The organism is Roseivivax sp. CAU 1753 (genome assembly GCF_054482575.1).
Map to the genome: position 1 here is coordinate 368,374 of NZ_JBTLRF010000004.1, position 12,547 is coordinate 380,920.

At 66.4% G+C, this 12,547-nt stretch carries 15 protein-coding genes; 10 read left to right on the top strand and 5 right to left on the bottom strand.

Translation table 11 applies throughout. The annotated features are described in order from the left end of the window. Nucleotides 1-150: 150 nt before the first annotated feature. Nucleotides 151-1,113: an NADPH:quinone oxidoreductase family protein gene (locus tag ACXYMN_RS11555; protein ID WP_459013789.1), complete on the bottom strand. Its 963-nt coding sequence runs from the start codon at nucleotides 1,111-1,113 to the stop codon at nucleotides 151-153. A 311-nt stretch (nucleotides 1,114-1,424) separates the two neighbouring features. On the opposite strand from ACXYMN_RS11555, the gene ACXYMN_RS11560 reads away from it, so the two are divergent. The 5 genes from ACXYMN_RS11560 (at nucleotide 1,425) to ACXYMN_RS11580 (ending at nucleotide 6,322) form a co-directional block, all read left to right on the top strand. After that, complete coding sequence (locus ACXYMN_RS11560; protein ID WP_459013790.1) at nucleotides 1,425-1,805, top strand: helix-turn-helix domain-containing protein; 381 nt, start codon at nucleotides 1,425-1,427, stop codon at nucleotides 1,803-1,805. Between the two features lie 99 nt (nucleotides 1,806-1,904). Further along, the gene (hisN, locus tag ACXYMN_RS11565) at nucleotides 1,905-2,714 is read left to right on the top strand and encodes a histidinol-phosphatase (protein ID WP_459013791.1); all 810 of its coding nucleotides are present in this window, start codon (nucleotides 1,905-1,907) and stop codon (nucleotides 2,712-2,714) included. Continuing rightward, nucleotides 2,711-4,051: an 8-oxoguanine deaminase gene (locus tag ACXYMN_RS11570; RefSeq protein WP_459013792.1), complete on the top strand. Its 1,341-nt coding sequence runs from the start codon at nucleotides 2,711-2,713 to the stop codon at nucleotides 4,049-4,051. The genes hisN and ACXYMN_RS11570 overlap by 4 nt, the downstream gene beginning before the upstream one ends. Nucleotides 4,052-4,367: 316 nt before the next feature. Beyond that, on the top strand, nucleotides 4,368-5,762 hold the full coding sequence (mgtE, locus tag ACXYMN_RS11575) for a magnesium transporter (protein WP_459013793.1): 1,395 nt from the start codon (nucleotides 4,368-4,370) through the stop codon (nucleotides 5,760-5,762). Next, nucleotides 5,759-6,322: a 5-formyltetrahydrofolate cyclo-ligase gene (locus tag ACXYMN_RS11580; RefSeq protein WP_459013794.1), complete on the top strand. Its 564-nt coding sequence runs from the start codon at nucleotides 5,759-5,761 to the stop codon at nucleotides 6,320-6,322. Before mgtE ends, ACXYMN_RS11580 begins: the two co-directional genes overlap by 4 nt. Nucleotides 6,323-6,452: 130 nt before the next feature. Here ACXYMN_RS11580 and cobS read toward each other — a convergent pair whose 3' ends face one another. Beyond that, the gene (gene cobS, locus ACXYMN_RS11585) at nucleotides 6,453-7,439 is read right to left on the bottom strand and encodes a cobaltochelatase subunit CobS (protein ID WP_459013795.1); all 987 of its coding nucleotides are present in this window, start codon (nucleotides 7,437-7,439) and stop codon (nucleotides 6,453-6,455) included. A gap of 229 nt (nucleotides 7,440-7,668) precedes the next feature. On the opposite strand from cobS, the gene ACXYMN_RS11590 reads away from it, so the two are divergent. From ACXYMN_RS11590 to msrB, 4 genes are all read left to right on the top strand, one after another. After that, entirely contained in the window at nucleotides 7,669-8,169 is a 501-nt protein-coding gene (locus ACXYMN_RS11590; RefSeq protein WP_459013821.1) for a sigma-70 family RNA polymerase sigma factor, read from the top strand. Beyond that, nucleotides 8,166-8,879 carry an anti-sigma factor gene (locus tag ACXYMN_RS11595; RefSeq protein ID WP_459013796.1) on the top strand — a complete coding sequence of 238 codons (714 nt, stop codon included), beginning with the start codon at nucleotides 8,166-8,168 and terminating at the stop codon, nucleotides 8,877-8,879. Before ACXYMN_RS11590 ends, ACXYMN_RS11595 begins: the two co-directional genes overlap by 4 nt. Nucleotides 8,880-8,987: 108 nt before the next feature. Further along, entirely contained in the window at nucleotides 8,988-9,557 is a 570-nt protein-coding gene (locus ACXYMN_RS11600; RefSeq protein ID WP_459013797.1) for a fasciclin domain-containing protein, read from the top strand. 117 nt (nucleotides 9,558-9,674) lie between these two features. Then, a complete protein-coding gene (msrB, locus tag ACXYMN_RS11605; protein ID WP_459013799.1) occupies nucleotides 9,675-10,142 on the top strand; it encodes a peptide-methionine (R)-S-oxide reductase MsrB in 468 nt (155 codons plus the stop codon). A gap of 166 nt (nucleotides 10,143-10,308) precedes the next feature. On the opposite strand, the gene ACXYMN_RS11610 is transcribed toward msrB, so the two are convergent. Next, the gene (locus tag ACXYMN_RS11610; protein WP_459013800.1) at nucleotides 10,309-10,935 is read right to left on the bottom strand and encodes a J domain-containing protein; all 627 of its coding nucleotides are present in this window, start codon (nucleotides 10,933-10,935) and stop codon (nucleotides 10,309-10,311) included. A 76-nt stretch (nucleotides 10,936-11,011) separates the two neighbouring features. Between ACXYMN_RS11610 and ACXYMN_RS11615 the strand changes: the two genes are divergently transcribed. After that, on the top strand, nucleotides 11,012-11,269 hold the full coding sequence (locus tag ACXYMN_RS11615) for a BolA family protein (protein ID WP_459013801.1): 258 nt from the start codon (nucleotides 11,012-11,014) through the stop codon (nucleotides 11,267-11,269). Between the two features lies 1 nt (nucleotide 11,270). Here ACXYMN_RS11615 and ACXYMN_RS11620 read toward each other — a convergent pair whose 3' ends face one another. Together ACXYMN_RS11620 and ACXYMN_RS11625 are read right to left on the bottom strand one after the other, a co-directional pair. Then, entirely contained in the window at nucleotides 11,271-11,864 is a 594-nt protein-coding gene (locus ACXYMN_RS11620) for a DUF4177 domain-containing protein (protein ID WP_459013803.1), read from the bottom strand. Nucleotides 11,865-11,935: 71 nt separating this feature from the next. Continuing rightward, the coding region (locus ACXYMN_RS11625; RefSeq protein ID WP_459013804.1) for a tetratricopeptide repeat protein at nucleotides 11,936-12,547 on the bottom strand (612 nt) is incomplete at its 5' end.

Genomic DNA, 12,547 nt, shown 5'->3' on the forward strand with positions numbered 1-12,547 from the left:
AACAAGTGGTCTCTATTAGCAAAGCATAAAGCTGTCGGACTTAGGCTTGAGATCCGATACAAGGAATCGCTGCGCGTGCTGTTCATCCCCGACGTCTTCTCAAAGTTCTCTCGCTGGATCGTCTGTTGGCGGGCCTTGGTGGCTGTCGTTTCAGGCAATCTCGATGACGATCTTGCCGGTGGATTTTCGCGTGCGCAGAAGGTCCAGCCCCTCTGCCGCGCGGTCGAGAGGCAAGACATGGCTGACATGCGGTCTGATCCGCCCCTCCTTGTACCACGCCAACAGCGTCGACAGACTGCCAGTAACGACTTCGGGGTGAAATCCCAGATAACCGCCCCAGTATACGCCCATGACAGTCAGATTCTTGACCAGAAGGTGGTTGGTCTTCACTTGCGGAACGTCGCCAGAGGCAAATCCGATCGACAGCAGTCGGGCCTCCGGTTTGCAGGCGCGAAAGGCCGCGGCGAACTGGTCGCCACCCACCGGATCATAGACGACGTCGGCCCCCCCGAGCGCCTTCATCTCTTGCCGCAGGTCACTCGTCGCTGCGTCGATAAGATGATCGGCGCCCGCGGCCTTGGCAACGGCCAGCTTGTCGGCCCCCCGGGCCGAGGCCACGACTGTCGCGCCCATCAGCTTGCCGATCTCGACCGCCGTCAGGCCCACGCCACCCGCCGCGCCAAGAACCAGAAGCGTCTCGCCCGGTTGCAGGCGCGCGCGATAGTCCAGCGCCACGTGGCTGGTTCCATAGGCAATCTGAAACGCCGCCGCGTCGACCGCGCTCATTCCTTCGGGCACATGCACCGTGCGACTTGCGTCGAAGACACCGTATTCGGCCAGACCGCCATGTCCCCCGAATACCGCCACCCGGTCGCCTGCGGTGAAGCCCGTGGTCCCGGACCCCAGCGCATCGACGACCCCCGACACTTCCATGCCCAACACGAAGGGCAGGTCGGGCGTGTCCTGATAGCTCCCTTGCACCATCAGCAGATCTGCGAAATTCAGCCCGCAGGTGTCAATGCGGATCCGCAACTCGCCCGGGCCCGGTTCCGGTACAGCGATGTCGACAAGCTTCGGGTTGGCGTCGTGGGAGTCGACAATGAGTGCACGCATGACAAGAAAATCCTCGATCTGGCGAAGCCCTTGATGCGGGGCGCGACCCGGCGCGTCAAGCTTGCAGGCCCGCAACCCCGCAGGACGGATAGTGCTGAAAAAGGCGGCATGGGCTCTTGGCCGCACCGCATATGCATCATTTTGTTGCGTCTTGTAACGAAGGGGGTTTTGAATATATCCTTCCGGACAGGATACGAATGGTTCATCCGTAAAAATTGTACAGTGCGGGTTGATCGATCGTCCCCGTTTGACGGGTCGGTTCAATCCACGCTGGGTAAAAGGTGTCCGGTGAAGAACAAAGGAATGAGCGTATGACGCATCCCGTCGATGTCCACGTAGGCAAGCGGATCCGCCATCGGCGATGGCTCGTCGGAATGACCCAGCAGCAGCTTGCCGAAAAAGTCGGGATCAAGTTCCAGCAGATCCAGAAGTACGAGACCGGGGCCAACCGCGTCTCCGCCTCTCGGCTGTGGGACATCGCAGATGCGCTTGACGTGCCTGTCAGTTGTTTCTTCGAAGGCATAGACGAACCGGAAGCGAAACCCGAAGGCGACGGGACCACGTACAACGTGCCGCGTGATATCCTCGGCGACAAGGAAGCCCTCGATCTGGTGCGCTCCTACTATGCCATTCCCGAAAACCAGCGCCGTCGCCTGTTCGAACTGGCGCGTGTTCTGTCGGACGTCGCCTGACCCCCTCCGCTGCCTGACCCTTTCATGCATCCAGGAAACCCCGCCACACCTGCCGACCGCCAAACAGGTCAGCGCTAGATCCGTGGGTCAAAGAAGGTCATGACAGCCAGCTTTTCGACATCAGATGTCAGCGATATCGTCGCGACCGCAGATGCCCTGGCGGACGCCGCGCGCCGCGCGATCCTGCCCTATTTCCGATGCGCGGACCTGCACACCGACAACAAGCACAGCGAAGGGTTCGATCCGGTCACCGAAGCCGACCGCGCGGCCGAAACCGCCATGCGCGACATCCTTGCCCTGCGGCGTCCGCGGGATGGCATCTTCGGAGAGGAGTTCGGCAGCGTCGCGGGTCAAAGCGGGTTGACCTGGGTCCTCGATCCGATCGACGGGACCCGGGCCTTTCTGTGCGGTGCCCCGACCTGGGGCGTTCTCATCGCCCTGTCGGATGATACCCGCGTGCACTATGCGGTGATCGATCAGCCCTATACCGGCGAACGGTTCTGCGGCGGGCTGGGGCGGGCCGACTGGTCCAATGCCCTCGGAACACGCGCGCTCGCGACGCGCCCGACGACCGATCTCGCCGATGCCCGGCTGATGACCACCTTTCCCGAGGTCGGCACATTGCAGGATCGCGCGGCCTTCACCCGTGTCGCCGACCGGGTTCAGCTGACCCGGTACGGCATGGATTGCTATGCCTACGCGCTGCTTGCCGCGGGCCAGATCGACCTCGTCATCGAGGCCGGGCTGAATGCCTATGACATCCAGGCCCCGATCGGTGTGATCGAGGCGGCCGGCGGTGTCGTCACCGACTGGCAGGGGGGGGCCGCGCTGCGGGGGGGGTCGGCGATCGCCGCGGCTACTCCGGCCCTGCACCGTGCCGCCCTCGACCTGCTGGGGGATGTGCCGTGACCGAAACGCTTCTGCGCAATGCCCGATTGATCCTTACCATGGACGACCACGCGACAGAGCGGGCCGGGCAGGACCTGCTGATCCGCGACGGCATCATCGCCGGGGTGGGGCCCGATCTGACCACGACCGGGTCCATCATCGATGTCCGGAACTGCCTGATCACACCGGGACTGGTGAACACCCATCACCATCTTTTCCAGACCCTGACCCGCGCCGTTCCGGGCGGCCAGGATGCGCTGCTCTTCGGCTGGCTGACCACGCTTTATCCCATCTGGGCGCGCATGGGCCCCGAAGACATGCGCATTTCGGCGCTCGCGGGTCTTGCGGAACTGGCACTGTCGGGATGCTCGCTGACATCCGACCATTGCTACCTGTTTCCCAACGGCGCCCGCCTTGACGACACCATCGATGCCGCGCGCGAAATCGGCCTGCGCTTCCATCCGACCCGTGGCGCGATGTCCATCGGGGTCAGCGCCGGGGGCCTGCCGCCCGACAGCCTGGTCGAAGCCGAAGCCGCCATCCTCGACGACGGCATCCGCGTCATCGACGCCTTCCACGACCCGGCCCCGGGTGCCATGGTCCGCGTCGGGCTCGCCCCCTGTTCCCCGTTCTCGGTCAGCCGCGACCTGATGCGCGACGCCGCGATCCTGGCCCGCGACAAGGGCGTGATGCTGCACACCCATCTTGCCGAGAATGATGAAGATATTGCTTACAGCCTCGAGAAATTCGGCTGCCGACCCGGCCAATACGCCGAGGATCTCGGCTGGACCGGCGCGGATGTCTGGCACGCCCATTGCGTCAAGCTCGACCGGCAAGAGATCGACCTCTTCGCCCGATCGCGCACCGGGGTCGCGCACTGTCCCTGCTCGAATTGTCGCCTCGGCTCCGGGATCGCCCCGATCCGGGCGATGCGGGACCGGGGCGTCAAGGTCGGCCTCGGGGTCGACGGATCGGCGTCCAACGATTCCGGGAACCTCGTGGCCGAGGCGCGCCAGGCCATGCTGCTGCAACGCGTCGCCAACGGCGCCGACGCCATGAGCGCGCGAGAAGCGCTTCATATCGCAACGCGCGGCGGGGCCGAGGTGCTGGGCCGCGACGATTGCGGCCAGATCGCGCCGGGCTTTCGCGCCGATATCGCCGTCTGGGATCTTGCCACCATCGAGGCGGCGGGCAGCTGGGACCCCGCGGCGCTGCTCCTGGCCGGTCCGACTCGGGTTCGCGACCTTTTCGTCGAAGGCCGCCACGTTGTCCGTGACGGCCAGATCACCACGATCGACCTCGCCGCCACGATCGGCGCGCAGATCCGGCTGGCGCGAAACCTGGCCGACCGGGTCTGAACCCTAGCCGCCGATCGCCCGCACCCGGCCCGGGCAGACAGTTCTCCAGGCTTCATCTTTCCAAAAAAACGCATGATCCCACGCGCCGGGCCACGCGCGCCCTGCGGCATGGGCACCGCCCGGCCAACCCGGAACGCCGCAACGCCGATCAGCCTCTTTCCGACGCCGCGCGCCCACCCGATCATCGCACACAGCCGTTACCGAACCCTTTACATACACATGCCAGCGTCCCCGCGCGGGTAAATCGCAAGCCGCCACTGTTGCTTTTCTCCGGGCTGTCCTAGTGTCCGCCCCAAATGCCGCGCAGGAGGGACCCATGGCGCTTGACCCCGACATCGCCGCCGAAACCGACACCTCCGATGACGATGCCTACACGCTGTCACCCCGCACCATCGCCGCCATCCTCGAGGCCGTCGAAACGCAGGACCGCGACACGCTGGTGGCCCTGCTGGAGCCGCTTCACGCCGCAGACATCGCCGACATGCTCGAACAGGTGGACGCGCAGGACCGCGACCAGCTGATTCGGCTCTACGACCGGGAATTCGACGGCGAGATCCTGACCGAGCTTGACGAAAGCATCCGCGAAGAGGTCATCGCCATCCTCAAGCCCGAGGTCCTGGCCGAGGCGGTCCGCGAGCTCGAATCCGATGACGTGGTGGACCTGCTCGAGGATCTCGAGCCGGAACAGCGCGATTCGATCCTCGGCGCACTGACCGACAGCGACCGCGTGGCGATCCAGCAATCGCTTGATTTTCCGGAATATTCCGCTGGTCGATTGATGCAGCGCGAAGTGGTCATGGCACCCGAACACTGGACTGTGGGCGAAGCCATCGACTACATGCGCGCGACCGAGGACCTGCCGGACCAGTTCTACCATGTCATCCTGGTCGACCCGCGCATGCGACCGGTGGCCAAGGTCGGGCTGGGCAAGCTGATGTCCTCGCCGCGCGCGGCAAAGCTGGGCGATATCACCGATGACGATTTCCACGTCATCCCGGTGACACGGCCCGAGGCCGACGTCGCCTATGCCTTCAACCAGTATCACCTGATCTCGGCGCCGGTGGTGGACGCGAACGACCGGCTCGTCGGTGTCATAACCATCGACGACGCGATGATGGTCCTCGATGACGAACATGAGGAAGACATCCTGCGTCTGGCCGGCGTGGGCGAGGAAAGTTCGTTGTCGGACACCGCGATGCAGACCACGCGCCAACGCTTTCCCTGGCTCGCGGTGAACCTCGCGACCGCGATTCTGGCGTCGCTGGTGATCGCCCAGTTCGAGGCCGCAATCGCCCAGATCACGGCGCTTGCGGTGCTGATGCCGATCGTGGCCTCGATGGGCGGCAACGCGGGCACGCAGTCGCTGACCGTCGCGGTGCGTGCGCTGGCCACGCGCGACCTGACCGGGTCCAACGCCTGGCGGGTGATCCGGCGCGAGGCGGCGGTCGGCCTGATCATGGGCGTGTCCTTTGCCATGGTCATGGGGGTCGTGGGCCTGGTCTGGTTCGGTTCTCCGGCGCTGGGATGGGTCATCTTCATCGCCATGATCATCAACATGGTCGCCGCCGCGCTGGCGGGCATCGGCATTCCCATGGTGCTGGAAAAGCTCAAGGTCGATCCGGCGCTGGCCTCGGGCACCTTCGTGACGACGGTGACCGATGTGGTCGGCTTCTTCGCCTTCCTCGGGCTGGCCTCGGCCGTTCTGCTGTGAAAGCCGCTGTCGCCAAAGCCGCGGCCCGGCGCGCGGGCCTCGCGCGGCGCGACGCGGCGCACGTATCCCACGGGCCGGGACGGGCAGGGCCGCTGTCGGCGGTGCTGGCCGGGTATCGCGGCGCGCCGCTGGCGGGCTACATGCCGATCCGGTCAGAAATCGACCCCCGCCCCGCCATGGCCGAGGCCGCGGCCCACGGGCCGGTGGCGGTGCCGGTGGTCGACGGCGCGGACCGACCGCTGCGCTTTGCCCTCTGGACGCCCGATTGCGCCATGACCGAAGGCGCCTTCGGCGCCTGCGTTCCCGCGATGCAAAGCTTCATCGTGCCCGAGATCCTGATCGTGCCGCTGGTGGCCTTCACCCGCACCGGCGCGCGCCTGGGCTACGGCGGCGGCTTCTATGACCGCACGCTGGCGCAGCTGCGCGCCCGGGGCGCCACCCTCGCCATCGGCTTTGCCTATGCCGCGCAGGAAGATCCGGACCTGCCGCAGGAAGATACCGACCAGCCGCTCGACCTCGTGGTGACCGAACGCGAGGTCATCACCGTGGGCGCGGGCTGAGACGGCGGGAGCGAGGGGCCAGCCCCTCGCGCTCCCCGGAGTATTTCCGGTCCGATCGTGAGGCCGGGCCGTGCACCCCGAAGGGCGTGGGACACGCGGGCGACCGATCCGGGTCGGGACGCGCGGCGGGTCAGCGCATGGCCATGCTGACGGCGCTTTCGGGCAGTTCCTGGTCAAAGCACCGCTGGAAGAATTCGGCCACCGTCTGCCGTTCCAACTCGTCGCACTTGTTGAGGAAGGAGACCCGGAAGGCATAGCCCACATCGCCGAAGATCATCGCGTTCTGCGCCCAGGCGATCACCGTGCGCGGGCTCATCACCGTCGACAGGTCGCCGTTCATGAAGGCGGTGCGCGTCAACTCGGCCACGGTGACCATCTGGCGCACCTGGCGGCGGCCCTTCTCGGTGTCGTAGGACGGGTTTTTCGACAGCACGATCTCGACCTCGGCATCGACCGGCAGGTAGTTGAGCGTCGCCACCAGCGACCAGCGATCCATCTGGCCCTGGTTGATCTGCTGGGTGCCGTGGTAGAGGCCCGTGGTGTCGCCGAGGCCCACGGTGTTCGAGGTCGCGAAGATGCGGAAATAGGGATGCGGCTCGATCACCTCGTTCTGGTCCAGCAGCGTCAGCTTGCCGTCCACCTCCAGCACCCGCTGGATCACGAACATCACATCGGCGCGGCCCGCGTCGTATTCGTCAAACACGATCGCGGTGCGGTTGCGCAGCGCCCAGGGCAGGATGCCTTCCTGGAACTGGGTGGTCTGCTTGCCGTCCACCAGGCGGATCGCGTCCTTGCCGATCAGGTCGATCCGGCTGATGTGCGAATCGAGGTTGACCCGTACCGTGGGCCAGTTGAGCCGGGCGGCGACCTGTTCGATATGGGTGGATTTGCCGGTGCCGTGATAGCCCTGGATCATCACCCGCCGATTGAATTCGAACCCTGCGAGGATTGCCAGCGTGGTGTCCGGGTCGAACTTGTAGGTTGAGTCGATATCCGGCACCCGGTCGGTGGCATCGGCAAAGCCGTGCACGACCATATCGGTGTCGACGCCGAAGACCTCGCGCACCGAATGCGCAACCGTCGGTTTGGCATTGATATCTGTCGATCCGTCCGCCATGCTCTTTTCGTCCTTCTCGTCGATCCGCTCGTCGCGCCCGTGGTGCAACATATCGCGCGTAGGGGCAAGGGAAAGCGCGGGCGACACCGCGCCTCAGGCAAGAAGCAGGCCCGTCGCCGTGAACCAGGCCGATCCGTCAGACCCGCAATCCGCCAGCCCCAGACCCGGCGCCAGCACACCCGCCCGAACACCCCAGGAAGAGATCGAAATCTATCTCGCCCGGATCGCCATGGGCGACCGCGCGGCGTTTTCCCGGCTTTACGATCGCACCTCGGCGAAACTTTTCGCGGTCAGCCTGCGTGTGTTGCAGGATCGCGCCGAAGCGGAAGAGGCGTTGCAGGAAGCATTCCTGCGGATCTGGAACCGGGCAGAGCTCTACCAGGTCAACGGGTTCTCGCCGATGACATGGCTCATCACGCTGACGCGCAACGTCGCCATCGACCGGCGGCGCCGCAAGACACCCGCGCCCGCGATGGCGCTCGATTTGGCTGACACGCTGGCGGATCAGGGCCCCGGCCCCGAGGCGCAGGCGGCGATGAATTCCGAGGCGCGCGCGCTGCATGCCTGTCTCGACGCCCTGGCCACGGACCGCGCCGAGATGGTCCGCCGCGTCTATCTCGAGGGATGGAGCTATGGCGAGTTGTCGCAGGCCACGGGGGTCAAACTGAACACGGTGAGGACCTGGCTGCGCCGGGCCCTGCTCCAGCTGAAGGACTGTCTCGCGCGATGAGCGAAGAGGATGCCAAAACGGGCGATGCGCCCCCGGAAGACGACGCCGTCGCGGCGGAGTACGTGCTGGGATTGCTGAGCGCCGACGAGACCGCCGCCTTCGAGGCCCGCCTCGATGCGGATGGCGACCTCGTGTTGCGGGTGGTGGCCTGGACCGAGCATTTCGCGGCGCTGTCCGAGGGCCTCGATCCGGTGGCCCCGCCGGCCCAGCTCAAGCGCCGCATCGAGGCGATTGCCTTTGGCGACATGCCCCGCACGTCCTGGTGGCAGGCGCTGTGGCCCTATGCGCTGGGGGCGGTGGCGGCGGCGCTGGTGGGCTGGGCGGTGATGACCTCGGATCAGCTTGTGCCGACGGCCCCGCGCCCGCTTTACGTCGCCGATCTTTCGGCGGCGGAAGGTCCGGAGCTGCTGGTCCATGCGGGCTATCTGGCCGACACCAACGAATTTCTGATCCGCCGCGACGGCGGGGCCGTCCCCGAGGGGCGCGACAACGAGATGTGGCTGGTTCCCGATACCGGCGCGCCGGTCTCGCTCGGGCTGGTGCCGCGCGAGGCAGGGGTGATCGCCCGCCAGATCCTGCCCGAGGCGCTGATCCCGCTGCTCGATGGCGGCACCCTTGCGGTGTCCGAAGAGGTGGCGGGCGGCGCGCCGGACGGGAAGCCGACACAGGTGCGCGCCATCGGCCCGATCCTGACCAACACGGATACGTGATCAGAGAAATCCGCGCAGGCTGAAACCGACCGCCGCGCGGGGCCGTGGTTTGTTGCAATCCCCACCGAACCGCGGATGGGGGCGCATAACAAACCTGGAGATATGACGATGAACACCACTTTGACGCTTGGCGCACTGGCCACCTCGCTTGCCGTTTTCCTTGCCGGATCTGCCTCGGCCCAGGACAACCCGATGGTCGGCGGGGCGGCGATGTTCGCCAACAAGACCATTGTCGAGAACGCGGTGAACTCTGCCGATCACACCACGCTGGTCGCCGCCGTACAGGCCGCCGATCTGGTGGATACGCTGAATTCGCCGGGCCCCTTCACCGTCTTCGCGCCGACCAACGCCGCCTTCGGCATGATCTCTGAGGCCAGCCTGAACGCGCTGCTCGAGCCCGGCAACAAGAGCCAGCTGTCGCAGATCCTGGCCTGCCACGTGGTCGCCGCCAAGGCGATGTCGACCGCGATTGCCGGGATGATCGCCGACGATGGCGGCATGCACCCGGTTCCCACTGTTGGTGGCTGCACCCTGCAGGCAAAGATGCAGGGCAATGCAATCGTCCTGGTCGACGAGAATGGCCGCTCGGCCAAGGTCACCATTGCCGACGTTCAGCAGTCGAACGGTGTCATTCATGTGATCGACCGTGTGATGCTGCCCGCCGGTCAGGCTGGCTGATCGCCTTAAATTCAGGCCTGTCGCTGCCTATATATGCGACATGACATGGCGGAAGGTCCCGGTCCGGCGCACGGATCGGGACCGGTGCCAATCCGGATCCCAGAAGGAGCCAATTCGATGCATCGCAGAACATTTCTCGGCACCACGGTCGCGGCCCTCGGGCTGGGCGCGGGCGCCCACGCCGCCGAAGGCAGGTTTGAGGTCACCCGCAGCAAGGCCGAATGGCGCGCCATGCTGAGCGACGCCGAGTATCGCGTGATGCGCGAAGAGGCGACCGAACGGGCCTACACCTCGCCGTTGAACGACAACACCGCCACCGGCACCTATGTCTGCCGCGGCTGCGATCTGCCGCTCTATTCCTCGGCGCACAAGTTCGACAGCGGCACCGGCTGGCCCAGCTTCTGGCAGCCCATCGCGGCATCGGCGATCGGCACCAAGCCCGACCGGTCGCTGTTCGGTGTCCGCACCGAGTGCCATTGCGCGCGCTGCGGGTCGCATCTGGGGCATATCTTCGACGACGGCCCCAAGCCCACCGGCAAGCGGCACTGCATCAACGGCGTGTCGCTGACCTTCGTGGCGGCGTAAGGCCGAGGGTCTTTTTCGGGTGGGCATGCGAGGGGCCAGCCCCTCGGTCGCCATTGCCTCTCGGACCAATGGCGCGACAACGACGACCCCGGAGTATTTCCGGTCCGATCGTGACAGGGCGGCGCGCCACCCCGGCGCGGGACGCGGGGATGGCATCGGGTGGGCGCTATTTGAAGTTGCGGCTGTCTTTCAGCTGGTCCCAGGCCCAGACCACCTGTTGCAGCTGTTCTTCCTGGCTGCGGTCGCCGCCGTTCATGTCCGGGTGCAGCACCTTGATCAGGGCCTTGTAGGCCTTGCGCACGTCGACCTTGGTCGAATCGGGCCGCACTTCTAGGATATCGGCGGCGCGCTGTTCGGTGGGCGGCAGGCGGCGTGCGGCGGTGGCGCCGTTGCGCCCGGGGTTGCGGGTGGCGTTGTCGCCGAGCACCTGGTGCGGATCCTCGATGCCGAGCCGCGCCCAGGCCCGGGCCTCGGGGTCGCGCCAGTCCTTGGTCTTGCGTTCCCAGACCTTGTCGGCGGAGTTCTGGGCGTTCATCTCGGCTTCGGTCTTGCCGTCGAAAAAGCTCCACCGGGCGTTGTATTCACGCACGTGATCCTTGCAGAACCAGAAGTAGTCATCGAGCACATCGGGCGCCTTGGGGGCGCGGAACTTGCCCGGCTCCTCGCAGCCCTCGTGATCGCAGACACGGGTCGACGTTTCGCTTTCGCCGGACATGCCGCGACGACCGCGCGGGGTTTTCTTCTTCGACGTCTTGACGGACATGTCGAAACCGAAGGGATCGGGTTTGCTCATGATCGGACACCTTTTCGACTCGGACGCCAGAGTTTAGACAAAACGACAGCGGATTGTAGGGGGAGAACCCGGAAAAATGACCCGGACGGAAAACATCGAAACACGGTTGCGCGAGGCCTTTGCCCCGAGGGAACTGACGGTCCGCGACGACAGCGAACGGCATCGCGGACATGCGGGGTTCCAGGAGGGCGGTGAGTCACACTTCCACGTGGTGATGCGCGCGGATGCGTTCAAGGGCCAGAGCCGGATTGCCCGCCACCGCGCGGTGCACAAGGCCCTGGGGGCCGACCTGGTGGCGGCGATCCACGCGCTGTCGCTGGACCTCGGGGAATAGCCTAGCTGCGCGTCGGCGCGTCCTCCTCGGTGTCGGGGGCGGTATCGGGTGTGGTATCGGGCGCGGTGTCCATGTCATCGGCATCGGATGTCGTGCCCCTGGCGTCGCCGCCAAGGTCCGCGGGCATCGGCATGAAGGCCGCCGCGCGCGCTTTCAGCAACTCGCCAAGCCCTTCGGTGCCGCCGTCCGATGTGTCGCCCGGTGTGTCGCCCGGGGTGTCGTCGGTGGCGTCCGTGTGGCGGGCGACGGGTTTGGTCGGGGCCGCGCCCGGTGTCGGGGCCGAACCGGGGACCGGGGCCGATACGGCGCTCGTGGCCTCGGGGCCCGGCAGTTCCCGCGGCTGGAACGCGTCCGCCTGATCGAGCCGCGCGCGGCGGAACACCAGCAGGCTGCGCCATTCGGTGACCGAAGAGGTCAGCCCGGCGCGTTCCTCCGACGGCAGGATGTCGGCGCGCAGGTATTCCCAGCCCTCGGCGGCCATGTCGTTCATCAGCGCCTCGACGGTCAGCGCAAAGCGCGCCTGCGGGGTCTTGACGCCCTTGGCCTTGCGGCCCTTCTCGGGGGCCGGCAGGACGCGGTATTCGTATTGGGTCATGGGCGCTTACCTGTGGGTTGAAACCGGCGCAGACCCTAGTCCGGGCGCGGGCGAAAGGCCAGCCCCCGGGGTCATTGCGCCGCCGCATCGCGCAGGCTGGCCAGAAGGCGGGTGGCCTTTTCGAAGTAGACCGGCGTCGCAACCGGATCGAAGACGTCCAGTGCTGCCGTCGCGTGGTCGATCGCCCGCGAAAGATGTGCGACCCGGTCGGCGCCGCCGGTTTTTTCGGCAAGGGCCTGCTCGGCCAGGGCAAGATTGTTCTGGGTCGCCGCCCAGTCCAGCGGCACGCTGTCGCGGGTGCGTACCTGCAGGGCGTCGCGATAGGCGGTGACGGCCTCCTCCAGCCGTGCCGTGCCGCTTTCGCGCGCGCCAAGGGTCTGAAGGGCGTTGCCGAGATTGTTCTGGGTCATGGCCCAGTCCAGCGGCACGCGGTCGCGGGTGCGTTCCTGCAAGGCGTCGCGATAGGCGATGACGGCCTCCTCCAGCCGCGCCGTGCCACTTTCGCGCGCGCCAAGGGTCTGAAGGGCGTTGCCGAGATTGTTCTGTGTCGTGGCCCATTGCAGCGGCACGCGGTCGCGGGTGCGTTCCTGCAAGGCGTCGCGATAGGCGATGACGGCCTCCTCCAGCCGCGCCGTGCCACTTTCGCGCGCGCCAAGGGTCTGAAGGGCGTTGCCGAGATTGTT